The 24,282-nt window shown below is 61.5% G+C and carries 25 protein-coding genes and 3 tRNA genes; 4 read left to right on the plus strand and 24 right to left on the minus strand.

Going from position 1 to position 24,282, the window contains the following annotated elements; translation table 11 throughout:
• Positions 1-2: 2 nt before the first annotated feature.
• From CO666_RS05245 to CO666_RS05345, 21 genes are all read right to left on the minus strand, one after another.
• Complete coding sequence (locus CO666_RS05245) at positions 3-1,673, minus strand: ribonuclease J (protein WP_097611072.1); 1,671 nt, start codon at positions 1,671-1,673, stop codon at positions 3-5.
• 17 nt (positions 1,674-1,690) lie between these two features.
• On the minus strand, positions 1,691-2,455 hold the full coding sequence (locus tag CO666_RS05250; protein WP_097611073.1) for a biotin--[acetyl-CoA-carboxylase] ligase: 765 nt from the start codon (positions 2,453-2,455) through the stop codon (positions 1,691-1,693).
• The gene (gene nuoN, locus CO666_RS05255) at positions 2,455-3,900 is read right to left on the minus strand and encodes an NADH-quinone oxidoreductase subunit NuoN (protein WP_097611074.1); all 1,446 of its coding nucleotides are present in this window, start codon (positions 3,898-3,900) and stop codon (positions 2,455-2,457) included. The genes CO666_RS05250 and nuoN overlap by 1 nt, the downstream gene beginning before the upstream one ends.
• Positions 3,901-3,918: 18 nt before the next feature.
• Positions 3,919-5,430, minus strand: coding sequence for an NADH-quinone oxidoreductase subunit M (locus tag CO666_RS05260; protein ID WP_097611075.1), 1,512 nt, complete (start codon positions 5,428-5,430; stop codon positions 3,919-3,921).
• A complete protein-coding gene (nuoL, locus tag CO666_RS05265) occupies positions 5,430-7,430 on the minus strand; it encodes an NADH-quinone oxidoreductase subunit L (protein WP_097611076.1) in 2,001 nt (666 codons plus the stop codon). The genes CO666_RS05260 and nuoL overlap by 1 nt, the downstream gene beginning before the upstream one ends.
• 7 nt (positions 7,431-7,437) lie before the next feature.
• Positions 7,438-7,746 carry an NADH-quinone oxidoreductase subunit NuoK gene (gene nuoK / locus CO666_RS05270; protein WP_003587269.1) on the minus strand — a complete coding sequence of 103 codons (309 nt, stop codon included), beginning with the start codon at positions 7,744-7,746 and terminating at the stop codon, positions 7,438-7,440.
• Positions 7,747-7,768: 22 nt separating this feature from the next.
• The gene (locus CO666_RS05275) at positions 7,769-8,386 is read right to left on the minus strand and encodes an NADH-quinone oxidoreductase subunit J (protein ID WP_097611077.1); all 618 of its coding nucleotides are present in this window, start codon (positions 8,384-8,386) and stop codon (positions 7,769-7,771) included.
• Positions 8,387-8,527: 141 nt separating this feature from the next.
• Positions 8,528-9,019 carry an NADH-quinone oxidoreductase subunit NuoI gene (gene nuoI / locus CO666_RS05280; RefSeq protein WP_003587270.1) on the minus strand — a complete coding sequence of 164 codons (492 nt, stop codon included), beginning with the start codon at positions 9,017-9,019 and terminating at the stop codon, positions 8,528-8,530.
• 40 nt (positions 9,020-9,059) lie between these two features.
• Positions 9,060-10,103, minus strand: a complete 1,044-nt coding sequence (gene nuoH, locus CO666_RS05285) for an NADH-quinone oxidoreductase subunit NuoH (protein WP_085736875.1) — start codon at positions 10,101-10,103, stop codon at positions 9,060-9,062.
• Between the two features lie 12 nt (positions 10,104-10,115).
• The gene (nuoG, locus tag CO666_RS05290) at positions 10,116-12,197 is read right to left on the minus strand and encodes an NADH-quinone oxidoreductase subunit NuoG (protein WP_097611078.1); all 2,082 of its coding nucleotides are present in this window, start codon (positions 12,195-12,197) and stop codon (positions 10,116-10,118) included.
• Between the two features lie 224 nt (positions 12,198-12,421).
• Entirely contained in the window at positions 12,422-13,108 is a 687-nt protein-coding gene (locus tag CO666_RS05295) for a 5' DNA nuclease (RefSeq protein WP_097611079.1), read from the minus strand.
• Between the two features lie 2 nt (positions 13,109-13,110).
• On the minus strand, positions 13,111-14,415 hold the full coding sequence (gene nuoF / locus CO666_RS05300) for an NADH-quinone oxidoreductase subunit NuoF (RefSeq protein WP_003558451.1): 1,305 nt from the start codon (positions 14,413-14,415) through the stop codon (positions 13,111-13,113).
• 10 nt (positions 14,416-14,425) lie between these two features.
• Positions 14,426-15,589: an NADH-quinone oxidoreductase subunit E gene (locus tag CO666_RS05305; protein ID WP_097611080.1), complete on the minus strand. Its 1,164-nt coding sequence runs from the start codon at positions 15,587-15,589 to the stop codon at positions 14,426-14,428.
• A 16-nt stretch (positions 15,590-15,605) separates the two neighbouring features.
• Positions 15,606-15,878 (minus strand): hypothetical protein, encoded by a 273-nt coding sequence (locus CO666_RS05310; RefSeq protein ID WP_010068055.1) that lies wholly within the window; start codon positions 15,876-15,878, stop codon positions 15,606-15,608.
• Positions 15,878-17,068 (minus strand): NADH-quinone oxidoreductase subunit D, encoded by a 1,191-nt coding sequence (locus CO666_RS05315; protein WP_097611081.1) that lies wholly within the window; start codon positions 17,066-17,068, stop codon positions 15,878-15,880. Before CO666_RS05315 ends, CO666_RS05310 begins: the two co-directional genes overlap by 1 nt.
• 79 nt (positions 17,069-17,147) lie before the next feature.
• On the minus strand, positions 17,148-17,504 hold the full coding sequence (locus tag CO666_RS05320) for a four helix bundle protein (RefSeq protein WP_280951781.1): 357 nt from the start codon (positions 17,502-17,504) through the stop codon (positions 17,148-17,150).
• A 51-nt stretch (positions 17,505-17,555) separates the two neighbouring features.
• Entirely contained in the window at positions 17,556-18,158 is a 603-nt protein-coding gene (locus tag CO666_RS05325; RefSeq protein WP_097611083.1) for an NADH-quinone oxidoreductase subunit C, read from the minus strand.
• A gap of 18 nt (positions 18,159-18,176) precedes the next feature.
• Complete coding sequence (locus CO666_RS05330) at positions 18,177-18,761, minus strand: NuoB/complex I 20 kDa subunit family protein (protein ID WP_003578567.1); 585 nt, start codon at positions 18,759-18,761, stop codon at positions 18,177-18,179.
• On the minus strand, positions 18,752-19,117 hold the full coding sequence (locus tag CO666_RS05335; protein ID WP_097611397.1) for an NADH-quinone oxidoreductase subunit A: 366 nt from the start codon (positions 19,115-19,117) through the stop codon (positions 18,752-18,754). The genes CO666_RS05330 and CO666_RS05335 overlap by 10 nt, the downstream gene beginning before the upstream one ends.
• A gap of 247 nt (positions 19,118-19,364) precedes the next feature.
• Positions 19,365-19,441, minus strand: a tRNA-Asp gene (locus tag CO666_RS05340).
• A 51-nt stretch (positions 19,442-19,492) separates the two neighbouring features.
• A tRNA-Asp gene (locus tag CO666_RS05345) sits at positions 19,493-19,569 on the minus strand.
• Between the two features lie 414 nt (positions 19,570-19,983).
• Between CO666_RS05345 and CO666_RS05350 the strand changes: the two genes are divergently transcribed.
• Both CO666_RS05350 and CO666_RS35000 read left to right on the plus strand, forming a co-directional pair.
• A tRNA-Val gene (locus CO666_RS05350) sits at positions 19,984-20,059 on the plus strand.
• Between the two features lie 288 nt (positions 20,060-20,347).
• Positions 20,348-20,560, plus strand: coding sequence for a hypothetical protein (locus CO666_RS35000; RefSeq protein WP_097611398.1), 213 nt, complete (start codon positions 20,348-20,350; stop codon positions 20,558-20,560).
• A gap of 377 nt (positions 20,561-20,937) precedes the next feature.
• Here the strand turns inward: CO666_RS35000 and CO666_RS05360 are convergent, their stop codons facing one another.
• Both CO666_RS05360 and CO666_RS05365 read right to left on the minus strand, forming a co-directional pair.
• Entirely contained in the window at positions 20,938-21,486 is a 549-nt protein-coding gene (locus tag CO666_RS05360; RefSeq protein WP_097611084.1) for a glutathione peroxidase, read from the minus strand.
• Between the two features lie 133 nt (positions 21,487-21,619).
• The gene (locus CO666_RS05365; RefSeq protein ID WP_097611085.1) at positions 21,620-21,967 is read right to left on the minus strand and encodes a hypothetical protein; all 348 of its coding nucleotides are present in this window, start codon (positions 21,965-21,967) and stop codon (positions 21,620-21,622) included.
• A 163-nt stretch (positions 21,968-22,130) separates the two neighbouring features.
• On the opposite strand from CO666_RS05365, the gene CO666_RS05370 reads away from it, so the two are divergent.
• Entirely contained in the window at positions 22,131-22,736 is a 606-nt protein-coding gene (locus CO666_RS05370) for a class I SAM-dependent methyltransferase (protein ID WP_097611086.1), read from the plus strand.
• 5 nt (positions 22,737-22,741) lie between these two features.
• Here the strand turns inward: CO666_RS05370 and CO666_RS05375 are convergent, their stop codons facing one another.
• Complete coding sequence (locus CO666_RS05375) at positions 22,742-23,143, minus strand: (R)-mandelonitrile lyase (RefSeq protein ID WP_097611087.1); 402 nt, start codon at positions 23,141-23,143, stop codon at positions 22,742-22,744.
• 142 nt (positions 23,144-23,285) lie between these two features.
• On the opposite strand from CO666_RS05375, the gene CO666_RS05380 reads away from it, so the two are divergent.
• Entirely contained in the window at positions 23,286-24,272 is a 987-nt protein-coding gene (locus CO666_RS05380; protein ID WP_097611088.1) for an aldo/keto reductase, read from the plus strand.
• Positions 24,273-24,282 lie beyond the last annotated feature (10 nt).

Here is a 24,282-nt window from a genome sequence, read left to right on the forward strand (position 1 = left end):
GGTCAGACCTTGGTGACGAAGGCGGTGACCACCGGCTTCTTGCCCCAGGCGTGGTTGGCGGCTGCGCGGATGGCGCGGCGCACGGCCTCCTGCAGCATGTCGATATCCTTGCGGCGGGCGCGCGGAATGCTTTCGATGGCGCTGATCGCTGCGTCGAAGAGCGTATCTTCCATCTCTTCGCCCTCATCGTCATAGACGGGCAGGCCGATCGAAACGAGATCGGGATCGCCGATGATGTCATAGCGGGCGTCGAGCACGACGTTGACAGCGACATGACCGACATAAGAGAGCTTCTTGCGTTCGCCGATCCCCATCTCGTCGAAATCGCCGATCAGCGAGCCGTCCTTATAGATGCGGCCATGCGGCGCCTCGCCGATCACGTCGACGGGACCGGGCGCCAGCCGCAGGATATCGCCATTGCGCACGCGCGGCACGATCGCGATGCCGGATTGCTCGGCAAGTTCCTTATGCGCCGTCAGATGCGTCGCCTCGCCATGCACCGGCACGACGATCTTCGGCCGCGTCCACTCGTACATCCGCTGCAACTCGTTGCGGCGCGGATGGCCGGACACGTGGACCAGGGCTTCGGTATCGGTGATGATGTGCACGCCCTGCTCGACGAGGCCGTTCTTGATATCCTGGATTGCTTTCTCGTTGCCGGGAATGGCGCGCGAGGAAAAGACGACGATATCGCCGGCGGCAAAGGCGACGTTGCGCATCTCGTCGCGGGAGAGCTTGGCAAGGGCTGCGCGCGCCTCGCCCTGGCTGCCGGTCAGGATGACGACGACCTTGTCGCGCGGGATATAGCCGTATTCTTCCTCGGAGATGAAGGGCTTCACGCCCTCCATCAGACCGATATCCTGGGCGACGTTGACGACGCGCTTCAGCGAGCTGCCAAGCAGCAACACTTCGCGGCCTGCCGCCTCGGCCGCCTCGGCAACGGTGCGGATACGCCCGACATTCGACGAGAAGGTGGTGATCGCCACCCGGCCCTCGGCATTCTCGATGATCTTGCGCAGGCTTTCCGACACATCCTTCTCGGAGGGCGAAACACCGTCGCGCAGCGCATTGGTGGAATCGCACATCAGCGCCAGCACGCCCTCGTCGCCGAGCTGGCGGAACCGCGTCTCGTCGGTCAGCGGCCCGAGCGAAGGCTCATGGTCGATCTTCCAGTCGCCGGTGTGGATAACGTTACCAACAGGCGTGCGGATCATCAGCGACATCGGCTCGGGGATCGAATGGTTGACGGCCACACCCTCGATGCTGAAGGGGCCGGCATTGATCGTATCGCCTGCCTTGAACGGCGTCACCGGGACTTCGCCGATTGTCGCCTTCTCGAAATCGTGTTTGGCTTCGAGCAGACCAGCGGTAAAGCCCGAGGCATAGACCGGCACGTTGAGTCCCGGCCAGAGATCGGCGAGCGCGCCATAATGATCTTCATGCGCATGGGTGATGATGATCGCCTTGAGGTTCTTGCGCTCGCTGGCGAGGAAGCGGATATCGGGCAGCACGAGGTCGACGCCCGGCAGGTCGGGGCCGGGAAAAGTGACGCCGCAATCGACCATGATCCACTGGCGATGCTCGGGCGGGCCGTAGCCATAGAGAGCGAGATTCATGCCGATCTCGCCAACGCCGCCCAGAGGCAGGAATACCAACTCGTCCTGTTTCGCCATAATTTTCGTTTTTTCCGCTATCCAAAAAACACATCACCGGCGGCAATGGGCATTATCCTGCCAGCGCCGGTATCGAGCATCAACAAGCCATTATCATCAATTCCGGCGAATTGGCCGGAAATCGATCGGTCCGGCAAATTCACCGTGATCTTTTCGCCGATGCCGCAGGCGATCGCGCGCCAGAGCGCCGTGATCTCGCCGATGCCCCGGCCCTGATCCCATATTTCAAGCACTTCCGCCATCTCCGCGAAGAGATGGGCGAAGAGTTCCTCCGGCGAGGCCGTACTTCCCTGCTGACGCAGGCAGGTGGCAGGGTAGAGCGGATTATCCGGCATGACCGAGACATTGATGCCGATACCGACGATCAGCGCGTAGCGGCCGTCCGGCAGCCTTTCACCTTCGACGAGGATGCCGCAGGTCTTCTTTCGGCCGATGAGGATATCGTTCGGCCATTTGACCTCGAGCGGCTCGGCGCCCAGCGGCAGCACCCGGCGGATCGCCTGGTGCACGGCAACGGCGATTGCCAGCGGCAGAGAGCCGAGGCGCTCCATCGGGGCCGGGTCGATCAGCAGAAGAGAGGCGTAGAGATTGCCGCGTTCGGAAACCCAGAGCCTGCCGCGGCGGCCGCGGCCGCCGGTCTGTCGTTCGGCGGTCACCCAGAGATTGCCGCCGTCGCCTGCCCGGGCCCGGGCAAGGCATTCGTTATTGGTGGACGATGTTTCCGACAGAGCATCGTGCCTGAAATCGCCGAGCGATATCCGGCGCCGTCCGTCGGAAGCCATTAAAACAGCGTCGCGGCGGCAAGCTCTGCCGCACCGCCGATCGGGCCGCCGATGAGGACATAGGCGGTGACGAAGAGGCCGGAGAGACCGAAGACCAGACGCAGTGCGCCTGAAACCCGGGCGAATTGGCCGGTCGCTTCATCGAACCACATCAGCTTGATGACGCGCAGATAGTAGTAGGCGCCGACGACCGAGGCGAGAACGCCGATGATGGCGAGCGCATAAAGCTTGGCTTCGATGGCGGCGACGAAAACGAAGTACTTGGCGAAGAAGCCGGCCAGCGGCGGAATGCCGGCAAGCGAGAACATCAGCGCCGTCAGCACCAAGGCCATGAACGGGTTGGTCGTGGACAGGCCGGCGAGATCGTTGACCTCCTCGACGACGGTGCCGTCCTTGCGGCGCATCGACATGATGATCGCGAAGGTGCCGAGGGTCATGACCATGTAGATGACCATGTAAAGCATGACGCCGGAAACGCCGGTCTGGTTGCCGGCGGCAAGGCCGACCAGCGCATAGCCCATGTGACCGATCGACGAATAGGCCATCAGTCGCTTGATGTTCTTCTGGCCGATCGCCGCGAACGAGCCGAGCAGCATCGAGGCGATCGAGATGAAGACGACGACCTGCTGCCAGTCGGCGAGCACCGGCTGGAAGGCAGTGATGACGATGCGCGTCATCATCGCCATGGCGGCAACCTTGGGGGCTGCGGCCAGGAAGGCGGTGACCGGCGTCGGCGCGCCTTCATAAACATCAGGCGTCCACATGTGGAAGGGAACGGCCGAGATCTTGAAAGCGATGCCGGCGAGGATGAAGACCAGGCCGAAGACGAGGCCGAGCGAACGCGCGCCCTCGACCGACAGCGCCTGGGCGATCTCGGAGAAATGGGTGTGGCCGGTGAAGCCGTAGACCAGCGACATGCCGTAGAGCAGCATGCCGGAGGACAGCGCACCGAGGACGAAATATTTCAAGCCGGCTTCGGTCGATTTCAGGCTGTCGCGGTTGATCGCGGCGACGACATAGAGCGCCAGCGACTGCAGTTCCAGCGCGAGATAGAGCGAGATCAGGTCGTTGGCCGAGATCATCAGCAGGATGCCGAGGGTCGCCAGCACCAAGAGAACCGGGAATTCGAACTTGTCGAGCTGATTTTCGCGGGCGTGCCCCATCGTCATGAACAGGGCGACCAGCGAACCGATGAGCGCCACCAGCTTCATGAAGCGGGAGAAGCCGTCGGCCATGTAGACGCCGCCATAGGCAAGGCCTTCTGCCGGCACGAAGAGCAGCCACAGGCCGGAGGCCAGCAGCAGGACGATGGCGAGGCCGGTGACGACAAGGCCCGACCGCTCGCCTGAGAAGACGCCGACCATCAACAGGACAAGGGCGCCGACCGCGAGGATGAGCTCCGGCGCGGAAAGATGCAGACTGAGGAGAATTGTTTCAGCGGTCATGTCCGATAAGTCCCGTCATCAATTCATAGACAGCGCAATATTCTGCGCTGCGTGCACGGCGGCCGTGTAGTTGTTGACCAGCAGATCCACCGAGGCGGCCGTCGCATCGAAGACCGGAGCCGGGTAAACGCCGAAGAAGATGGTCAGCGCGACCAGCGGATAGAGGATCAGCTGTTCACGTGGCGAAAGATCGAGCAGCGCCTTCAGCTTTTCCTTCTCCAGCGCGCCGAAGATCACCCGGCGATAGAGCCAAAGTGCGTAGGCGGCCGAGAGGATGACACCGGTGGCGGCAAAGAGCGCGACCCAGGTATTGACCCGGAAGACACCCATCAGCGTCAGGAATTCGCCGATGAAGCCCGAGGTGCCGGGAAGCCCGACATTGGCCATGGTGAAGACCATCATGGCGACGGCATATTTCGGCATGTTGTTGACGAGGCCGCCATAGGCGTTGATCTCGCGCGTGTGGGTGCGGTCATAGACGACACCGACGCAGAGGAAGAGCGCGCCGGAGACGATGCCATGCGACAGCATCTGGAAGATCGAACCCTGGACGCCCTGCATGTTGGCGGCGAAGATGCCCATGGTCACGTAGCCCATGTGCGCCACCGAGGAATAGGCGATCAGCTTCTTGATATCGTCCTGCATCATCGCCACCAGCGAGGTGTAGATGATGGCGATAACAGACATGGCGAAGACCAACGGCGCGAAATAATCGGACGCCACCGGGAACATACCGAGCGAGAAGCGGATAAGGCCGTAGCCGCCAAGCTTCAGGAGCACGCCGGCCAGGATCACCGAGCCCGCCGTCGGCGCCTGAACGTGCGCATCCGGAAGCCAGGTATGAACCGGCCACATCGGCATCTTCACGGCAAACGAGGCGAAGAAGGCAAGCCATAACCAGGTCTGCAGCGCCGGCGGGAACTTGTAGGCAAGCAGCGCAGTGATGTCGGTCGTGCCGGCCTGCCAGTACATCGCCATGATGGCGAGCAGCATCAGCACCGAGCCGAGCAGCGTATAGAGGAAGAACTTGTAGCTCGCATAAACGCGGTCCTTGCCGCCCCAGACGCCGATGATCAGGAACATCGGAATGAGGCCCGCCTCGAAGAAGACGTAGAAGAGCACGATATCGAGCGAGACGAAGACGCCGACCATCATCGTTTCCAGGATGAGGAAGGCGATCATGTATTCCTTCAGGCGCTTCTCGATCGACAGCCAGCTGGCCAGCACGCAGAAGGGCATGAGGAAGGTCGTCAGGATGACGAACAGCATGGAGATGCCGTCGACGCCGAGGTGGTAGCCGATGCCGGTGCCGAGCCAGTCAAGCTTTTCGACCATCTGGAAGCCCGGATTGGCATTGTCGAAGCCGATCCAGATGACGAGCGAGACGATGAAGGTGAAGACGGTGGTGATCAGCGAGATCCCCAGCACGTTCCTCCGGCCGCTTTCGCTGTCGCCATTCATCAAGAGCAGGAGCACCACGCCGGCGAGCGGCAGGAAGGTGACCGTTGAAAGAATAGGCCAATCGGTCATCAGAAGGAACTCCCGAGCATCATCCAGGTAACAAGCGCCGCAATGCCGATCAGCATGGCGAAGGCATAGTGATAGAGGTAACCGGTCTGCAGGCGGACGACGCGGTCGGTGACGGCGACGACGCGGGCGGCAACGCCGTTCGGGCCGTAGGTGTCGATGACGCCGACGTCACCCTTTTTCCACAGGAAGCGGCCGAGTGCCTTGGCCGTGCGGACGAAGAGGAAGTCGTAGAGTTCGTCGAAGTACCACTTGTTGAGCAGGAAGTGGTAGAGCACACGGTGCTGCTTGGCGAGGACGCGCGGCGTCTGCGGCGAGCGGATATACATGTACCAGGCGGTGATGAAACCGAGCACCATGGCGATGAAGGGGCTCAGGCCCACGAGCGCCGGCACATGGTGGAACTGTTCGACGAGTTCGTTCTCGGCGCCGGTAAACAGAGCGCCCTTCCAGAACTCGGCATATTCCTCGCCGTAGAAACGGCCTTCGAAGATCACGCCCGCAAATACCGCGCCGATCGCCAGCAGATAGAGCGGCACCAGCATGACCTGCGGCGACTCGTGGACGTGGTGCATGACCTCGTGCGAAGCGCGCGGCTTGCCGAAGAAGGTCATGAAGATCAGGCGCCAGGAATAGAAGCTGGTGAACAGAGCCGCGATGACCAGCAGCGAGAAAGCGAAGCCCGAGACCGGCGAATGCGATGCGTAGGTCGCCTCGATGATCACATCCTTGGAGAAGAAGCCGGCAAAGCCGATCGGCGTGAAGGGAATGCCGACGCCGGTGATCGCCAGCGTGCCGATGATCATCATCCAGAACGTCCACTTGATGTGCGGCCGCAGGCCGCCCATGTAGCGCATGTCCTGCTCGCCATCGACGGCATGGATGACCGAACCGGCGCAGAGGAAGAGCAGCGCCTTGAAGAAGGCATGGGTGAAGAGATGGAAGATCGCCGCGCCATAGGCCCCTACCCCGAGCGCCACGAACATGTAGCCGAGCTGCGAGCAGGTGGAATAGGCGATGACGCGCTTGATGTCGTTCTGCACCAGGCCGACGGTTGCCGCGAAGAAGGCGGTGATCGCGCCGATGACCGTGACGACCGTCAGTGCATCATGCGACAGTTCGAACAGCGGCGACATGCGGGCGACGAGGAAGACGCCGGCGGTGACCATGGTCGCGGCATGGATGAGGGCCGAGACCGGGGTCGGGCCTTCCATCGCGTCCGGCAGCCAGGTGTGCAGCAGGAACTGCGCCGACTTGCCCATCGCGCCCATGAAGAGCAGCAGGCAGACGCCGGTCAGCGCATGCGCCTTGTCGAGCTGCATGCCGAAGAGGTTGAGGATCACTTCGCTCGCCTCGCCGCCGCCTTCATGCGGGGCGAAGTTCGAGGCGTTGGCGAAGATCGTGTCGAAGTTGATCGCGCCGAACAGTACGAAGACGCCGGCAATGCCGAGCACGAAGCCGAAGTCGCCGACGCGGTTGACGATGAAGGCCTTCATCGCCGCAGCGGTCGCCGACGGCTTCTTGAACCAGAAGCCGATCAAGAGATAGGAGGCGAGACCGACGCCTTCCCAGCCGAAGAACATCTGGGCGAGGTTGTCGGCGGTCACCAGCATCAGCATGGCGAAGGTGAAGAGCGAGAGATAGGCAAAGAAACGCGGACGATGCGGATCGGTGTGCATGTAACCGATCGAATAGATATGCACCAGCGTCGAGACAGTGTTGACGACGATCAGCATGACCGAGGTCAGCGTATCCACGCGCAGCGACCACGAGACGTCGATGCCGCCGGACTGGATCCAGCGCAGCACCTCGACCTTGATCGGGCCGCCTTCGACGTGGCCCATGCCGACGTTGAAGAAGACGATCCAGGACAGGATGGCGGCGATGATCATCAGGCCGCTGGTGACATATTCCGAAGCCTTGGCGCCGATGGCGCGGCCGAAAAGGCCGGCGACGATCGCACCGATCAAGGGAAGAAAGACGATAGCCTTATAGAGGAACATGAGTCACTCAGCCCTTCATCATATTGACGTCTTCGACCGCGATCGAGCCGCGGTTGCGGTAGAAGACAACGAGAATTGCAAGACCGATCGCCGCTTCGGCAGCCGCGACCGTCAGAATGAACAGCGCGAAGACCTGGCCGACGATGTCGTTCAGGAAGGAGGAGAAGGCGACCATATTGATATTGACGGCAAGCAGGATCAGTTCGACCGACATCAGGATGACGATGACGTTCTTCCGGTTGAGGAAGATGCCGAAGACGCCGAGCGTGAAGAGGATGGCGCTGACCGTCAGGTAGTGGGAAAGTCCGATGACCATGTTCTTTGTTCCTTGACCTGCCTTAGACGACGCCCTGCCCGGGCTTGACCGAAACCACCTCGACGGCGGTGGCGGGCGTGCGGGCAACCTGCCTCGGGATATTCTGCCGCTTGATATTGGTGCGGTGCCGGAGCGTCAGCACGATCGCACCGATCATGGCGACCAGCAGGACCAGGCCGGCGATCTCGAAGAAATAGACGTAGTTGGTGTAGAGCACGTCGCCGAGGGCGGCGGTATTGGTGCGTTCCGTCAGCGCAGGGATCGGCATCGCGACCGACTTGGCGATCTCAGGCGAGATGACGCTGCCGCCGATGACGACGATCAGTTCGGCCGCCAGGATCACCCCGATCAGCCCGCCGATCGGCGCGTATTCGAGAACCCCTGCCCTCAATTCGGTGAAGTCGATATCGAGCATCATCACCACGAAGAGGAAGAGAACGGCGACGGCGCCGACATAGACGACCAGCAGGATCATCGCCAGGAATTCGGCACCGAGCAGCAGGAAAAGACCGGCCGCATTGAAGAACACCAGGATCAGGAACAGAACCGAGTGAACCGGGTTCTTTGCCCAGATGACCATGAACGCCGACGCTATCGCGACAAAGGCGAAAAGATAGAAAAATAGAGCCTGCAGACCCATGTTGGTGCCTTTTTCATCTTCCCCCGGGCAGCCGGGAGTTTTTCTGCCCGATAGAGCCTTGCGCGGCTGACCGGCAAAGCTCCTGTGCATATTGACCGCGACAGGAGCAGCAGAGCTCCATCGCGGCATTTCAAAACCCAATCAGCGGTACGGCGAATCGATCGCGATGTTGCGGGCGATTTCGCGCTCCCACCGGTCGCCGTTATCGAGAAGGCGCGCCTTGTCGAAATAGAGCTCTTCGCGCGTTTCCGTCGCAAATTCGAAATTCGGGCCTTCGACGATCGCGTCGACCGGGCAGGCTTCCTGGCAGAAGCCGCAATAGATGCACTTCACCATGTCGATGTCGTAGCGCACCGTGCGGCGGGTGCCGTCGTTGCGGCGCGGACCGGCCTCGATGGTGATCGCCTGGGCAGGACAGATCGCCTCGCAGAGCTTGCAGGCGATGCAGCGTTCCTCACCGTTCGGATAACGGCGCAACGCATGCTCGCCGCGGAAGCGCGGGGAAACCGGACCCTTCTCGAAGGGATAGTTGATCGTCGCCTTCTGGCGGAAGAAATAGCGCATCGACAGAAAGAATGCGCCGAAGAATTCCTTGAGGAACAGCGAGCTGATGGAGCTGGACAAGCTTCCCATCTTCAACCTCCAATTTTGCCGGAAACGAGAGCTGGCATGATCATGCCCAACCCATCAGCTTCAGCACGAATGCAACGATGATGACCATGGCGAGCGACAGCGGCAGGAAGACCTTCCAGCCGAGACGCATGAGCTGGTCGTAGCGGTAGCGCGGGACGAAAGCCTTGACCATCGCGAACATGAAGAACACGAAGCAGGCCTTCAGCATGAACCAGATGATGCCGGGGACCCAGTTGAGGATCCAGATATCGACCGGAGGCAGCCAGCCGCCGAGGAACAGGATCGTCGTCAGCGAGCACATCAGGCAGACGGCCGCATATTCGCCGAGCATGAACATCATATATGGCGAGGAGCCATATTCGACCATGAAGCCGGCGACGAGTTCCGATTCGGCTTCCGGAAGGTCGAAAGGCGGACGGTTCGTCTCGGCAAGCGCCGAAATGAAGAAGATGATGAACATCGGGAACAGCGACAGCCAGTGCCAGTCGAGGAACGACGCCGGCAGGCCAAGCATGGTGCCGAGGCCGGTATGCTGGGCATTGACGATATCGGTCAGGTTCAGAGAACCAACGCAGAGCAGTACGGTGACGATGACGAAGCCGATCGAGACTTCATAGGACACCATCTGCGCCGCCGAGCGCAGCGCGCCGAGGAACGGATACTTCGAGTTCGAAGCCCAGCCGCCCATGATGATGCCGTAGACCTCGAGCGATGAGATCGCGAAGATATAGAGGATGCCGACATTGATGTTGGCGATCACCCATCCGTCGGCGAGCGGCACGACCGCCCAGGTGGACAGCGCCAGAAGCACGGTCACCAGCGGGGCCAGCAGGAACACTGCCTTATTGGCGCCGGCCGGAATGATCGGCTCCTTGAAGACGAACTTCAGAAGGTCGGCGAAGGACTGGAACAGGCCGAAGGGGCCGACGACGTTCGGGCCGCGGCGCAACTGCACGGCCGCCCAGATCTTGCGGTCGGCGAGCAGCACATAGGCGATGAAGACGAGCAGGCAAACGAGAAGCAGCAGCGACTGACCGATCATGATGATCGCCGGCCAGACATAGGTCGAAAAGAAAGAATCCATAGTCCCCTGCCCTTACTCTGCCGCGACTTTGAAGTTGTTGCGGGCCAATGCCGAGCACTCGGCCATGACAGCCGAGGCACGCGCGATCGGGTTCGTCAAATAGAAGTCTTTGACCGGCGACGCAAACCCTGACTTGTTCATCTTACCGGCTTTTTTCGCGACTGCGGCAATTTGGGCGCTATCGGTTTCGGCGATCTCGTCGATGGCGGCAAAATGCGGGAAAGCGGCATAGAGCCGGGCGCGCAATTCGCTCAGCGAATCGAAGGGAAGCTTCTTGCCGAGCACGTCGGAAAGGGCGCGGATGATCGCCCAGTCCTCGCGCGCATCACCCGGCGCAAAGCCTGCGCGGCTGCCCATCTGGACGCGGCCTTCGGTGTTGACCCAGGTGCCGGACTTTTCGGTATAGGCTGCGGCCGGCAGGATGACGTCGGCATGGTGGGCGCCGTTATCGCCGTGCGAGCCGATATAGACGGTGAGCTTGGCCTTCTTCGCGGTGAAGTCGAGTTCGTCGGCGCCGAGCAGGAAGAGCACATCCATCGCCGTGAGCATTTCGGCGGCGTTGGCGCCCTTGGCACCCGGCACGAAGCCGAGGTCGAGGCCGCCGACGCGGGACGCTGCGGTATGGAGGACGGCAAAGCCGTTCCAACCTTCGACAACAGCGCCGACCGAACCGGCAAGCTTGGCCGCACTGGCGAGAACGCCGGCGCCATCGCTGCGCGACAGCGCGCCCTGGCCGATGATGATCATCGGCTTGGCAGCGTTCTTCAAGACGTCGGCAAAGGCGTGGCCGCCATCGACCAGATCCTTGAGCGTGTCGGGACCGCTGCCGAGGTAATCATAGCTGTAACGCAGTTCGCCCGGCTCGCCGATCACGCCGATCGGGAACTTGCCGCGGCGCCAGCGCTTGCGGATGCGGGCGTTGAGGATCGCCGCCTCGAAGCGAGGATTGGCGCCGATGATCAGCAGCGCGTCCGCCTGGTCGATGCCAGCAATCGTCGGGTTAAAGAGGTAGCTGGCGCGGCCGAGCGACGGATCGAGTGCCGTCCCATCCTGGCGACAGTCGAGATTGGCCGATCCCAGCGACTTCACCAGTTCGGAGAGCGCATACATTTCCTCGACGGAAGCGAGGTCGCCCGCAATCGCACCGATCTTGTCACCCGAGGTGGCGCTGACGGCGGCCTTGATGGCGCCGAAGGCTTCGGCCCAGGTGGCCGGCTGCAGGCGACCGTCGCGGCGGACATAAGGCCGGTCGAGGCGCTGCGTCTTCAGGCCGTCCCAGATGAAACGGCTCTTGTCGGAGATCCACTCTTCGTTGATCGTCTCGTTGACGCGCGGCAGGATGCGCATCACTTCGCGGCCGCGGGTATCGACGCGGATCGCCGAACCGACGGCATCCATGACGTCGATCGATTCGGTCTTGTTCAATTCCCAGGGGCGCGCGGTGAAGGCGAAGGGCTTGGAGGTGAGCGCGCCGACCGGGCAAAGGTCGACGACGTTGCCCTGCAGTTCGGAGGTCATCGCCTGTTCGAGATAGGTGGTGATCTCGGCATCCTCGCCGCGGCCGATCAGGCCGAGTTCGGAAATGCCGGCGACTTCTGTGGTGAAGCGGACGCAGCGCGTGCAGTGAATGCAGCGGTTCATCACGGTCTTGACCAGCGGGCCAATATACTTGTCTTCGACCGCGCGCTTGTCTTCCTGATAACGCGAGGTGTCGATGCCGAAAGCCATCGCCTGGTCCTGCAGGTCGCATTCGCCGCCCTGGTCGCAGATCGGGCAATCGAGCGGATGGTTGATCAGCAGGAATTCCATCACACCTTCGCGGGCCTTCTTGACCATCGGGGTGTTGGTGAAGACCTCGGGCAGTTCGCCGTTCGGGCCGCCGCGGATGTCGCGCACGCTCATGGCGCAGGAAGCCTGCGGCTTCGGCGGGCCGCCCTTCACTTCGACAAGGCACATGCGGCAGTTGCCGGCAACCGACAGGCGCTCGTGGAAGCAGAAGCGAGGAACCTCGGCGCCGGCGTCTTCGCACGCCTGCAACAGCGTGAAATGATCCGGAACTTCGATCTCGTTGCCGTCAATCTTCAGTTTTGCCATCGTCGCTCAGTCCTGTTTCCCGTTTGCCTGATGACGGCAAACAAACCTATTTTTGCAACAGTCTCATTGCCAAGCCGGATCTTTCGTCCTGCCGACAGCGGATGTCGCCCAAATTCTCTATCGCGCGTTCCAGGTCCGGAACCCGCACCGGCATCTGCAGCGTGAGGCCCCCGCCCGTCCGCCGATCTGCCCATATTTCCGGCCGATTGATCCGGCCGGACAGTTCATTTCCTTCTACGGCCCCGTCCTGCCAGGACTTTCGCCTGGCCAGTCCAGTCGTCGCGGCCGATGCGGCCGTTGAAACCGAGTTCGGCATCGAGCTTGACGATGTCCTCGTCGCTCCAGGCGGCAATCTCGGCGAAACTGCGAATGCCCTTGCCGTTCAGCACCTGCTCGAGCTTCGGGCCGATGCCGGCGATCAGCTTGAGATCGTCGGCCTTGACAGCCCGCGCAGCCGGTTTTGCCTTCACGGCGGGCTTCGGCTGGCCGACCGGCTTCGCTTCACTGACCGGCTTCGGCTCGCTGACCGGCCTGACGACGGTCAATGTCGGCCCTGCCTTCTTTTCGGCCGCCGGCTTTGTGAAAGCCTTGACGGTAGGGCGAATATTCTCCGGCCGGATCTCGACATCGGGCGCCGGCTCGTCCGGCGGCGTATCATCGAGGGCGGCCGCGACCTTGCCGGTCGTTTCCAGAGCACTCTGGAAGGCCCCGAAGAAAGCGCCGGCGATCTGCGTCGACAGACCGAAGCCGATCGCCGTTGCGGCGGCAAAGGCTGCGGCGGGTTGCGCCATCAGCGGATGCACCGGCATCGCCCGCGCATTTTCCAGCATCTCGGCAGCAAGTCGGCCAAAGCCGGCCGCGAAATCGGCTGCCTCCTCCTTCTTCCTGCTATCGGATGCCTTGTCCGCCATGATTATTCAGCCGCCTCCAGAACCGCACCGTGATCGAGCGCGCTCGCCGTATACTGGTCGATGCGCTTTTCGATCTCCGGACGGAAGTTACGGATCAGACCCTGCACCGGCCATGCGGCGGCGTCGCCGAGCGCACAGATGGTGTGGCCTTCGATTTGCTTCGTCACCTGGAACAGCATGTCGATTTCGCGCTTCTGGGCATTGCCCTTGGCCATGCGCTCCATCACGCGCCACATCCAGCCGGTGCCTTCGCGGCACGGCGTGCACTGGCCGCAGCTCTCATGCTTGAAGAAGGCGGAGATGCGGGCGATCGCCTTGATGACGTCGGTGGACTTGTCCATGACGATCGCGGCGGCCGTGCCGAAGGAGGAACCAACGCCGCGCAGACCGTCGAAATCCATCGGGCAGTCGATGATGTCCTTGGCCGGAACGATCGGGCAGGATGCTCCGCCCGGAATGACGGCGAGCAGATTGTCCCAGCCGCCGCGGATGCCGCCGGCGTGGCGGTCGACCAGTTCGCGGAAGGTGATGCCCATTTCCTCTTCGACGGTGCACGGCTTGTTGACGTGGCCGGAGAGCATGAACAGCTTGGTGCCGACATTGTTCGGACGGCCGATGGCCGAGAACCAGCCGGCGCCGCGGCGCAGGATGGTCGGCGCGACCGCGATCGATTCGACGTTGTTGACGGTCGTCGGGCAGCCGTAGAGGCCCATATTAGCCGGGAACGGCGGCTTCAGGCGCGGCTGGCCCTTCTTGCCTTCCAGGCTTTCGAGCAGCGCGGTTTCCTCGCCGCAGATATAGGCGCCGGCGCCGTGATGGACGAAAATGTCCATGTCCCAGCCGAGCTTGTTGTTTTTGCCGAGCAGGCCGTAGTCATAACATTCGTCGATCGCCGCCTGCAGCGCTTCGCGCTCTCTTATATATTCGCCGCGCACGTAGATATAGGCGGCATTGGCGCCCATGGCGAAGCTCGCGACGACGCAGCCTTCGATCAGCGTATGCGGATCGTGGCGCATGATGTCGCGGTCCTTGCAGGTGCCGGGCTCCGATTCGTCGGCGTTGACGACGAGGTAGTGCGGGCGGCCGTCGCTTTCCTTCGGCATGAAGGACCATTTGAGACCCGTGGGGAAACCGGCGCCGCCGCGGCCGCGCAGGCCCGATGCCTTCATCTCGTTGATAATCCAGTCGCGACCCTTTTCGAGGATCTGCTTGGTGCCGTCCCAGTGGCCGCGGCTCATCGCGCCCTTCAGGGACTTGTCCTTGAGGCCGTAGATGTTGGTAAAGATGCGGTCTTTATCTTGTAACATGCTTCACCTCTTACCGCGGCTTCTTGCCGAAGACCTTGATATATTCCGCTTCGCCGCCCTTGGCGAGCGCCTTGGCCTGCTTGACCCAGTCGTCGCGCTCGATGCGGCCGCGGAAGTTCAGGTAGCCGTCGACCCATTCGCGCTCGGCCTTCTTCCAGCCCGCGACCTGCGCGAAGGTGAAGATGCCGATCTCGTTCAACGTCGCCTCGATCTTCGGGCCGACGCCCGAAATCATCTTCAGATCATCCGGTGCGGCGGGTTTTTCGATGCCGGCCGGACGGTTCTTGTCGGTCAAAGCAGGCTTTGCCGCCGAGGCAGCTTCGGCCTTGACGGGCGCCGGCGCCGGTTCGGCAGCCGCGGTGCCCGATATCGGCTGCTGCTCGGCAGCCTTGGCATTCTTGGCAGCGGCCTTCGGCGCCGTTGCCGGCGTCTTCAGGGCGGCATTGGTTTCGGCATCGGTGCTCTTCGGGCGGGCAGCCTCCGACGGCGGAACCGGGGCGGCGTCGACCGGGGCCGAAATGGTTTCGGCATCCGTCTTTTTGGCGCGTGTCCTTGCCTTCGGCTCTTCCGTCGTCAGCGAGGTCAGGCCGCCTTCGGGCGCCGAGAATATGCGATCGATCTGGGTGCCCGGCTTGATGCTGGCGCCATTGCCGGCGGCAAAGGTATCGATGATCTCTTCGAGGCGTTCGGGGGTCAGGTCCTCATAGGTGTCCTTGCCGATCATCACCATCGGGGCATTGACGCAGGCGCCAAGACATTCGACCTCTTCCCAGGACAGCGTCCCCTCGGCATTGCGCTCGAAGGCGTGGGCATGAATCTTGCTCTTGCAGACCGACATCAGCGCTTCCGAGCCGCGCAGCATGCAGGGCGTCGTGCCGCAGACCTGGACATGGGCGCGCGTGCCGACGGGATGCAGCTGGAACTGCGTATAGAAGGTCGCGACCTCGAGCACCCTAATATAGGCCATATCGAGCATGTCGGCGATCTTTTCGATCGCCGCGCGCGTGACCCAGCCGTCCTGCTCCTGCGCCCGCATCAACAGCGGGATGACCGCCGATTGCTGGCGGCCGGAGGGGTATTTCTGGATCGTCTTGTCCGCCCAGACCGCATTTTCATCGCTGAAAGCGAATGCGGCAGGCTGAAATTGATCTTCGGCTAATCGACGAACGGACATTCTTCCTCACGCCTTATCAGTTTAGGGTTCCACACCGCGAAGCGGTCAAAGACTGCATTTCGCAGGCATAGGCCGACTGGTCTTTCTGCATAAATACGACGAATTTGCTGCCATTCGGAATGGCAGCCTTGATCTGATAGCCCTTGGACAAAAGATCGCCCATGGACGTTTGTGCCGCCGGCGGCGTCACTTCCTTATGGCCGAGCGGCGTGCCGAGGGTATCGGCCTCCTGAGCCGAAACCCCGGATGCCGCAAGAAGGAGTGCGACGGCAAGCGGCAGACGCTGCATCAGCGGTCCACCTCGCCGAAGACGATATCGAGCGAGCCGAGAACGGCTGCGACGTCGGCAAGCTGATGGCCGCGGCACATGAAGTCCATCGCCTGCAGATGGGCGTAACCGGGAGCGCGAATCTTGCAGCGATACGGCTTGTTGGTGCCGTCGGAGACGAGATAAACGCCGAACTCGCCCTTCGGCGCCTCGACGGCGGCGTAAACTTCGCCGGCCGGCACGTGGTAGCCTTCGGTATAGAGCTTGAAGTGGTGGATCAGCGCTTCCATCGAGCGCTTCATCTCGCCGCGCTTCGGCGGCACGACCTTGCCGTCGATCGACGAATAAGGACCGGTCTTGGCATCCGACAGCAGGCGGTTGACGCATTGCTTCATGATGCGCACCGATTGGCGCATCTCGATCATGCGAATCAGATAACGGTCGTAGTTGTCGCCGTTCTTGCCGATCGGAATGTCGAATTCGAGATCGGAATAACATTCGTAGGGCTGGGCGCGACGCAGATCCCAGGCCGCACCCGAACCGCGCACCATGACGCCGGAAAAGCCCCAGGCCCAGCAATCCTCCAGCGAGACGACGCCGATATCGACGTTGCGCTGCTTGAAGATGCGGTTGCCGGTCAACAGATTGTCGATGTCGTCGAGCGCCTTCAGGAAGGGATCGCACCAGTCGCCGATATCCTGCACGAGCTTTTCCGGCAGGTCCTGGTGGACGCCGCCCGGACGGACGTAAGCTGCGTGCATGCGCGAGCCGCTGGCGCGCTCGTAGAACACCATCAGCTTTTCACGCTCTTCAAAGCCCCAGAGCGGCGGCGTCAGCGCGCCGACGTCCATCGCCTGCGTCGTGACGTTCAGCAGATGCGAGAGGATGCGGCCGATTTCCGAATAGAGAACGCGGATCAGCTGGCCGCGGATCGGGATCTCGATGCCGAGCAGCTTTTCAACGGCCAGAGCATAGGCATGCTCCTGGTTCATCGGCGCGACGTAATCGAGACGATCGAAATAGGGCACGGCCTGCAGATAGGTCTTGGTCTCGATCAGCTTCTCGGTGCCGCGATGCAGCAAGCCGATATGCGGATCGACCCGCTCCACAATTTCGCCGTCAAGCTCCAGGACAAGACGAAGAACGCCGTGCGCCGCCGGATGCTGCGGTCCGAAATTGATGTTGAAGTTGCGGACGTTATGTTCGGTCATGCTGCTTGCTCCATGCCAAACGCGTTGCCAATCAAGCGAATAGCGAATGGCGAATAGCGAATAGTTTCGTTCGGTCTCATCATTTCTCCTGGAGACTCCGTATCAGCGCTCGAATCATTCGTCCGATCTCGTCGCACTTTCCGGTCATCTGCCCGAACTCACCCTCGCCGATCAGACCGATGCGATGAGAGATGAGCATATGCGTTTCCAATTCCTTCAGCGAACCTTGGGAGATGCGCAGAAACTGAATGAAACTTCCCGTGACTTCACGTCCGTGTCCTTCAGCAATATTGGCTGCGATCGAAGTCGCCGCCCTGCGTATCTGAGCCGTCAGACCGTAAACCTCCTCCTTGGGAAACTTTCTGGTCAGCTGATAACAATCCACCGCGAGATCGATCGCCATCTGCCAGACTTTGAGATCCTTATAGGAGTTTATCGTCTGCCCGCCCCTTCCAACTATTCGCTATTCGCTACTCACTATTCGCCTTTACTGCTTCGCCTTCTCATCCCCCGGCAGCACATACTCCGTGCCCTCCCAAGGCGACATGAAGTCGAAGTTTCGGAACTCTTGTTTCAACTCGACCGGCTCATAGACGACGCGCTTCGCGGCATCGTCGTAGCGGACTTCGACGAAGCCTGTCGTTGGGAAGTCCTTGCGCAGCGGGTGGCCTTCGAAGCCGTAGTCGGTGAGGATGCGGCGCAGATCCGGATGGCCGGTGAAGAGCACGCCGTACATGTCCCAGGTCTCGCGTTCGAACCAGTCGGCGCCGGGGTGGACCGCACAGGCCGAGGGAACCGGCGTATCTTCGTCGGTTGCGACCTTGACGCGGATGCGCAGGTTCTGCTTCGGCGACAACAGGTGATAGACGACGTCGAAACGCAGCTCGCGCTGCGGCCAGTCGACGCCGCAAATATCGATCAGGTTGACGAAGCCGCATTTGGCGTCGTCGCGCAGAAAGGTCAGCAGCGCGATCAGGTTTTCACCCGTCGTCGTCAGCGTCAGCTCGCCATACTTCAGCTGCGAGGCAGCAATCAGATTGCCGCGCGCTTCGCCAAGGTAGGACGCAAGCTCAGTCAGGGCTTCACTCATATGCCTAGTCCTTAACCCTTAGCGTTCGATCGTGCCGGTGCGCCGGATCTTCTTCTGCAGCAGAAGCACGCCGTAGAGCAGCGCCTCTGCCGTGGGGGGACAGCCCGGCACGTAGATATCGATCGGCACGATGCGGTCGCAGCCGCGCACCACCGAATAGGAATAGTGATAGTAACCGCCGCCATTGGCGCAGGAGCCCATCGAAATGACGTAGCGCGGCTCGGGCATCTGGTCGTAGACCTTGCGCAGCGCCGGCGCCATCTTGTTGGTCAGCGTGCCGGCGACGATCATGACGTCGGACTGGCGCGGCGAGGCGCGCGGCGCGAAGCCGAAGCGCTCGACGTCGTAACGCGGCATCGACAGCTGCATCATTTCGACAGCGCAGCAGGCAAGACCAAAGGTCATCCACATCAGCGAGCCGGTACGGGCCCAGTTGATCAGTTCGTCGGTCGAGGTGACGAGGAAACCCTTGTCGGCGAGCTCGTTGTTGATCTCGCCGAAAAAGGCGTCGTTGCTGCCGATCGGCTTGCCGGTGGAGGGATCGATGATCCCCTTCGGCTGCTGGGCAACGAGCGGCTGATTGCTCACAGGGGCTACTCCCATTCCAGGGCTCCCTTTTTCCATTCATAGATAAAGCCGATGGTCAGCACGAAGAGGAAGACCATCATGGACCAGAAGCCGAACCAGCCGATGGCGCCGAAGGAAACAGCCCAAGGGAAGAGGAAGGCGACTTCGAGGTCGAAGATGATGAAGAGGATCGACACGAGGTAGAAACGGATGTCGAACTTCATGCGGGCGTCGTCGAAAGCGTTGAAGCCGCATTCGTAAGCCGAAAGCTTTTCCGAATCGGGCGCTTTGAAGGCGACGGCGAACGGCGCAATGAGCAGCGCCAAGCCGATAACGAGCGCGATACCGATGAAGATGGCGATCGGAATATAGGAACTGAGCAGTTCAGTCATCATGTTCATCCCTGCTTGCCGGAGGCGCCAGGCGGCACATTTGGGCAAATGCCCGGCAAGCGAACGTGCGTTGCAACAAGCCGTGGTTAGCGCAGCCGAAGCCCCGGCGCAAGAGATTTACAGAGGCAATTCGACGCGTCGCGCGCGGACATTATCAAGCAGATGCAACGATGTCGCGACAAATTCGCCCAAGCCGCCTGAAGCTGCATGTCTGACCACTGGAAACTGCATGGCTTTCAGAAGAAAATGGCGCGAGTGACGGGGCTCGAACCCGCGACCTCCGGCGTGACAGGCCGGCACTCTAACCGACTGAGCTACACCCGCGCATAACGGACGGAAGAACCGGACGGCGACAAGTTGACGCCGGCTTTGAAATGGCGCGAGTGACGGGGCTCGAACCCGCGACCTCCGGCGTGACAGGCCGGCACTCTAACCGACTGAGCTACACCCGCACTTCATTTCAAGCAATCCGGATGCCTTCGCACCCTCACCAAAACGGCTGCCCGTTTCGATGAGCGGCTAACTACGGGGTTCGTCTTTTAGTGTCAAGCAGGTTTGGAGACAAAACCATGACAGCCGTTGAATTGTTTCGGCAAAGCCCGCAGGGAGCCAAGGAAAAGCCGGCAATTCCGTTTCCCGCGGCAGCATGGACGCCCGATCGAAGCCGACGGCACAGCCGAAGCCGACATGCCCACCGCCTTCCCCTCCCCCTTATCCACAGCCCCGCCGCGCCCGGTCGACACGGCAGCGAGCGCGACCGCCGCCAAAAAAATCAAAAAATCTTCACAAACACTCTTGCGGTTTTGCCGCGATCCGCATAGATCACGGCCACCAACGCGGCAGGCCGATCCGGCTTCGCTAGCGATGGGCGATTAGCTCAGTTGGTAGAGCGCCTCGTTTACACCGAGGATGTCGGGAGTTCGAGTCTCTCATCGCCCACCATTTTTTCCTTTGCTATACCAAAATGGCCGCATGATATCGCGGGCTGGCAGACTGATCCCCTGCGGCTGCTTCGTCGGCATATCTGGTCCCCATTGGCTCGCTGATCCTATAGCGCCTGCCGGGTCGAGAGGCTGCGCGCCGCCAGAAAGGTTGCGCTCCACCAAAACGGACTACTCCGGCCCACCTTCCACCTCCTATTGGGCGAATGGATGGGGCTCGGCAAAAGTGGGAGAATCGCGGCCCGGAAAGTCTCCGCGTTTGGAGGCTTATGACGCCTGGAGGTGTGCCGTGAGGGCTCTCAGCTCCGCATTGACCCTGTGCATCGCGATTGCCTTTTGCACGCCAAGTGCCATCTATGTCAGCCTGCCCGGATACGCCTTCAAGACGAATCCGAAATGCCAGCGCCACGTGCCAAAGACGCAGTTTGATATCAGGTGCGACTGGCCGAGACTCGGCTTCAAGGACTTTACGCCGCCGCTTGTGACCGTGCTTGGGATCTGAAGCCTGCTCTGCTTTTGCGAATCATTGCAGCCCAGACGCGTTTGGTCGTCCGATGGCATCCGTGGCTCTGTGACTGCCACAGGGTCTCCGGTTCGTGGCCAGGTGCCTTGGCTGGGAACTCCCACCAGACTCTATATAGCACTTCGGATTCCCGAAATTGGCTGCGAGATTGAAATCATTGGGTGTTTTTTCCTGCCATCACCGCGCGAAACGCCGCGGATTTCGGATTCCCGAAGCGGTGAATTTCGGGATTCCGAAGCGGCGTTTTTCCCGCGGCATTGATGAACTCCGCCGGGGCGCTTGCTCATTCTCTTCGATTCGACAGCGCGATCGCGGGAGTGAGCGACCCTCTGTCTGGCGCGCGCATTGCCCGCCATTCATCCCTTCGCCAGTTCTTTATCCACCGCCGAAACCAGCCGCGAATCATCTGCCGTCACGTCAGGCGCAAATCGAGCGGCAACCTTGCCGTCGCGGCCGATCAGGAATTTTTCGAAGTTCCAGAGGATGTCGTCCTCGTCGCCGCCTGCTAGGCCGTGGGATTTCAGGCGTTCGCGCATCGGGCCTTCGCCCGTGGTTGCCACACCCGATTTGGTCAGCTGCCGGTAAAGCGGGTGCTGAGCCTCGCCCTTGACCGAGATCTTCGAGAAGATCGGGAAGGTGACGTCATAGGTGCTGGTGCAGAAATCGAGAATCTCGGCGTCGGTGCCGGGCTCCTGGCCCTTGAAATCATTAGCCGGGAAAGCGGCGATGACGAAGCCGCGTTCGCGCTTTTCGCCATAGAGCTTTTCCAGCCCCTCATATTGCGGCGTCAGCCCGCATTTCGAGGCGACATTGACGACAAGGAGCACCCTGCCCTTGTAGTCGTTGAGCGTGGTCTCGCGTCCATCCACAGTCTTGACCGGGATATCCAGCACGTTGCCCGTCACGGGAACCTCCAAATTTTTTAAAGAATATGGTTCGCCAAACTTAGCGATATCGCCGCTGTTGTCATCAGCGTCGGGATCAACTCGGCGTCAACAAACGCCGGTGCGGCTTCCGGCCGCACCGGGCCTCGGCCTATCAGGCCGGAGATGTTTCCTTCACGTCGTCGAGCAGGAAGTGCACGACGAGATAATCCGTCTTGTAGTGGCGGCCGCTGTCCGACACGGAATCGACGCTGCCGCCGTCCTTCGGGTGCCAGGCGTGGTAATGGGGGTTGGTGGTGATCAGGGTGATGGCCTTGCCATCCCTGTCGCCAAGCCGGAAACGCATCTCTGCGAGCGGCCAGATCCGCTCGTAATCCTGCATGGTGATTCGCGCCTTCAGCGCCTTGCGCGGCGCTTCGCCGGCCTCGGCGGGTGCTTCCAACGTCACCTCCTCCGCTCCGCTGATGATGGCGTTGAATTCTTCAGGCCACATGCGTCTCATGAAATCGCTCCTCCCGAGGCTTTTCCGTCAGTCCACAGGGGCAACTTAACGGTTTGTCCGAAAGAAGCAAATTCCTGTCATGCGGTTGTCATCGACATCAGTCGCTCCTACCTTCTCGTCAAACCGCATCAGGGCCGTCGGTCCCGCAATCCCGAGTTCAAAGATGAAGACACGTGAAGACAGGCAGGCGCTCCGGGCGAGCATGCCGCGCACTCCGCTCAGCGCCCATCATATGGAAAACGCCCGGCTGCTGCCGGATCGCGGCGAGCTGCTTTACCGCATCCCGAACGGCGGCATCGGCGTCGAGGTGGGTGCCGCCTTCGGCGAATATACGGCGGAGATCCTGGAAAAGAACCGGCCGGCGCAGCTCTATCTCATCGATCCCTGGTCGATGGATCGCTACAGCTCCGGGCTCGACGCGATCCATACGAATTTCGCGGCCGAGATCGCGGCCGGCCGGCTGCATCTGATGCAGGGCACGTCGCTCGAGAAGCTTGCCGAATTCGAGGACGATTTCCTCGACTGGGCCTATATCGATACCGACCATTCCTTCGAGCTCACCTGGCAGGAGCTGCTGCTCTGCGACAAGAAGGTGAAGCGGACGGGGCGCATTGCCGGGCATGATTTCTGCACCGGCAACACGGTGAAGCCGATCGTCTATGGCGTCGTCGAGGCAGTCACCAAATTCTGCAAGGATTACGGCTGGCAATTCGAGTTCCTGACGGTCGAATCGCACGCGCATTTTTCCTATTGCCTGAAACGGCTTTGATTGGCTCAGGCCTTGCCGGAATATTGCGCGTCGCTGACCTTTTCCATCCAGTCGACGTGCTTGCCATCCAACGCCTCGTGAATGGCGATATGCACCATTGCCGTGTCCGGGGCAGCGCCATGCCAGTGTTTTTCACCCGGCGCGAACCAGACGGTGTCGCCGGCGCGGATTTCGCGGATTTCCTCGCCCCAGCTCTGGGCGAGGCCCTTACCTGAGGTGACGACCAACGTCTGGCCGAGCGGATGCGTATGCCAGGCGGTGCGGGCACCGGGTTCGAAGGTGACGGAGGTTGCCTTCACTCGGGCCGGCGCCGGCGGCTCCATCAACGGATCCTGGCGGACGGCGCCGGTGAAATAGTCGGCCGGCGGCTTCGTCGAGGGGCTGGAGCCGGCGGGTTTGATCTCCATGGTCTTTCCTTTTCATTGCAGTTGAAGCCTTGCCGCGGAACGATATTTCATCGAGGCGCCCAATCAAGGCCGGATCGACAATTGCCGCATAGTCGCCTGCCTGATAGGCCAGTGTCTTTCATCACTTACGAAGGATTTTTTCATGAAACACCATGCTTTCGGCCGCATGCCCTTCACGGTCACCAATGTCGGTTTCGGCGCCTGGCAGATCGGCGGTTCCTGGGGCGACATCAGCGAGGCGGACGGCGGCGCGGCGCTGAATGCCGCGCTCGATGCCGGCATGACCTTCATCGATACGGCTGACGTCTATGGCGACGGCCGCTCGGAAAAAATCATCGCCGACGTGCTGAAAACCCGTGGCGGCGAACGGCCGATGGTCGCCACCAAGGCGGGGCGCCGCCTCAACCCGCATGTCGCGGAAGGCTACAGCAAGGCCAATCTTGAAGGCTTCATCGACCGCAGCTTGACAAATCTTGCCGTCGACAGCCTCGACCTCGTGCAGTTGCATTGCCCGCCGCGCGAGGTGCTTTACCAGCCCGAAGTCTTCGAGGCTCTCGACGCGCTGCAGCAGGCCGGCAAGATCAAGGGCTACGGCGTCAGCGTCGAAAAGGTCGAGGACGGGCTGAAGGCGATCGAATATCCCGGCGTCGTCAGCATCCAGATCATCTACAATATCTTCCGCCAGCGCCCCGATCACCTGTTCTTCCAGGAAGCGCGCCGCCGGAATGTAGCGATCATCGCCCGCGTGCCGCTGGCAAGCGGCCTGCTCTCCGGCAAGATCACCCGGGAGACGCATTTTGCCAACGACGACCATCGCAATTTCAACCGCAACGGCGAAGCCTTCGATGTCGGCGAGACCTTTGCCGGCGTGCCTTTCGAGGTCGGCCTGCAGGCGGTGGAAGAGGTGCGCAAGCTGGTGCCCCAGGGCGCCACGATGGCCGCCTTCGCGCTCCGCTGGATCCTGATGGCCGAAGCCGTCACCGTCGTCATCCCCGGCGCCCGCAATGGCGAGCAGGCGAAAGCCAACGCAGCCGCTGCCGACCTTGCGCCGCTTTCAGCCGATGTCATGGCAGCAACGCGCGAGATCTACGAGCGGCTGATCGCGCCGCATGTGCATCAGCGCTGGTAGGGCCGGAGTG

Origin of the sequence: Rhizobium chutanense, assembly GCF_002531935.1 — a bacterium.
In the GTDB taxonomy this organism is placed as follows: Bacteria; Pseudomonadota; Alphaproteobacteria; order Rhizobiales; family Rhizobiaceae; genus Rhizobium; species Rhizobium chutanense.

Excerpts from the sequence above, each read along its gene's own strand:
- CO666_RS05245 (WP_097611072.1), bottom strand. The coding sequence starts at position 1,673 with ATGGCGAAACAGGACGAGTTGGTATTCCTGCCTCTGGGCGGCGTTGGC.
- CO666_RS05250 (WP_097611073.1), bottom strand. The coding sequence starts at position 2,455 with ATGGCTTCCGACGGACGGCGCCGGATATCGCTCGGCGATTTCAGGCAC.
- nuoN (WP_097611074.1), bottom strand. The coding sequence starts at position 3,900 with ATGACCGCTGAAACAATTCTCCTCAGTCTGCATCTTTCCGCGCCGGAG.
- CO666_RS05260 (WP_097611075.1), bottom strand. The coding sequence starts at position 5,430 with ATGACCGATTGGCCTATTCTTTCAACGGTCACCTTCCTGCCGCTCGCC.
- nuoL (WP_097611076.1), bottom strand. The coding sequence starts at position 7,430 with ATGTTCCTCTATAAGGCTATCGTCTTTCTTCCCTTGATCGGTGCGATC.
- nuoK (WP_003587269.1), bottom strand. The coding sequence starts at position 7,746 with ATGGTCATCGGACTTTCCCACTACCTGACGGTCAGCGCCATCCTCTTC.
- CO666_RS05275 (WP_097611077.1), bottom strand. The coding sequence starts at position 8,386 with ATGGGTCTGCAGGCTCTATTTTTCTATCTTTTCGCCTTTGTCGCGATA.
- nuoI (WP_003587270.1), bottom strand. The coding sequence starts at position 9,019 with ATGGGAAGCTTGTCCAGCTCCATCAGCTCGCTGTTCCTCAAGGAATTC.
- nuoH (WP_085736875.1), bottom strand. The coding sequence starts at position 10,103 with ATGGATTCTTTCTTTTCGACCTATGTCTGGCCGGCGATCATCATGATC.
- nuoG (WP_097611078.1), bottom strand. The coding sequence starts at position 12,197 with ATGGCAAAACTGAAGATTGACGGCAACGAGATCGAAGTTCCGGATCAT.
- CO666_RS05295 (WP_097611079.1), bottom strand. The coding sequence starts at position 13,108 with ATGGCGGACAAGGCATCCGATAGCAGGAAGAAGGAGGAGGCAGCCGAT.
- nuoF (WP_003558451.1), bottom strand. The coding sequence starts at position 14,415 with ATGTTACAAGATAAAGACCGCATCTTTACCAACATCTACGGCCTCAAG.
- CO666_RS05305 (WP_097611080.1), bottom strand. The coding sequence starts at position 15,589 with ATGTCCGTTCGTCGATTAGCCGAAGATCAATTTCAGCCTGCCGCATTC.
- CO666_RS05310 (WP_010068055.1), bottom strand. The coding sequence starts at position 15,878 with ATGCAGCGTCTGCCGCTTGCCGTCGCACTCCTTCTTGCGGCATCCGGG.
- CO666_RS05315 (WP_097611081.1), bottom strand. The coding sequence starts at position 17,068 with ATGACCGAACATAACGTCCGCAACTTCAACATCAATTTCGGACCGCAG.
- CO666_RS05325 (WP_097611083.1), bottom strand. The coding sequence starts at position 18,158 with ATGAGTGAAGCCCTGACTGAGCTTGCGTCCTACCTTGGCGAAGCGCGC.
- CO666_RS05330 (WP_003578567.1), bottom strand. The coding sequence starts at position 18,761 with ATGGGAGTAGCCCCTGTGAGCAATCAGCCGCTCGTTGCCCAGCAGCCG.
- CO666_RS05335 (WP_097611397.1), bottom strand. The coding sequence starts at position 19,117 with ATGACTGAACTGCTCAGTTCCTATATTCCGATCGCCATCTTCATCGGT.
- CO666_RS05365 (WP_097611085.1), bottom strand. The coding sequence starts at position 21,967 with ATGAGACGCATGTGGCCTGAAGAATTCAACGCCATCATCAGCGGAGCG.
- CO666_RS05370 (WP_097611086.1), top strand. The coding sequence starts at position 22,131 with ATGAAGACACGTGAAGACAGGCAGGCGCTCCGGGCGAGCATGCCGCGC.
- CO666_RS05375 (WP_097611087.1), bottom strand. The coding sequence starts at position 23,143 with ATGGAGATCAAACCCGCCGGCTCCAGCCCCTCGACGAAGCCGCCGGCC.
- CO666_RS05380 (WP_097611088.1), top strand. The coding sequence starts at position 23,286 with ATGAAACACCATGCTTTCGGCCGCATGCCCTTCACGGTCACCAATGTC.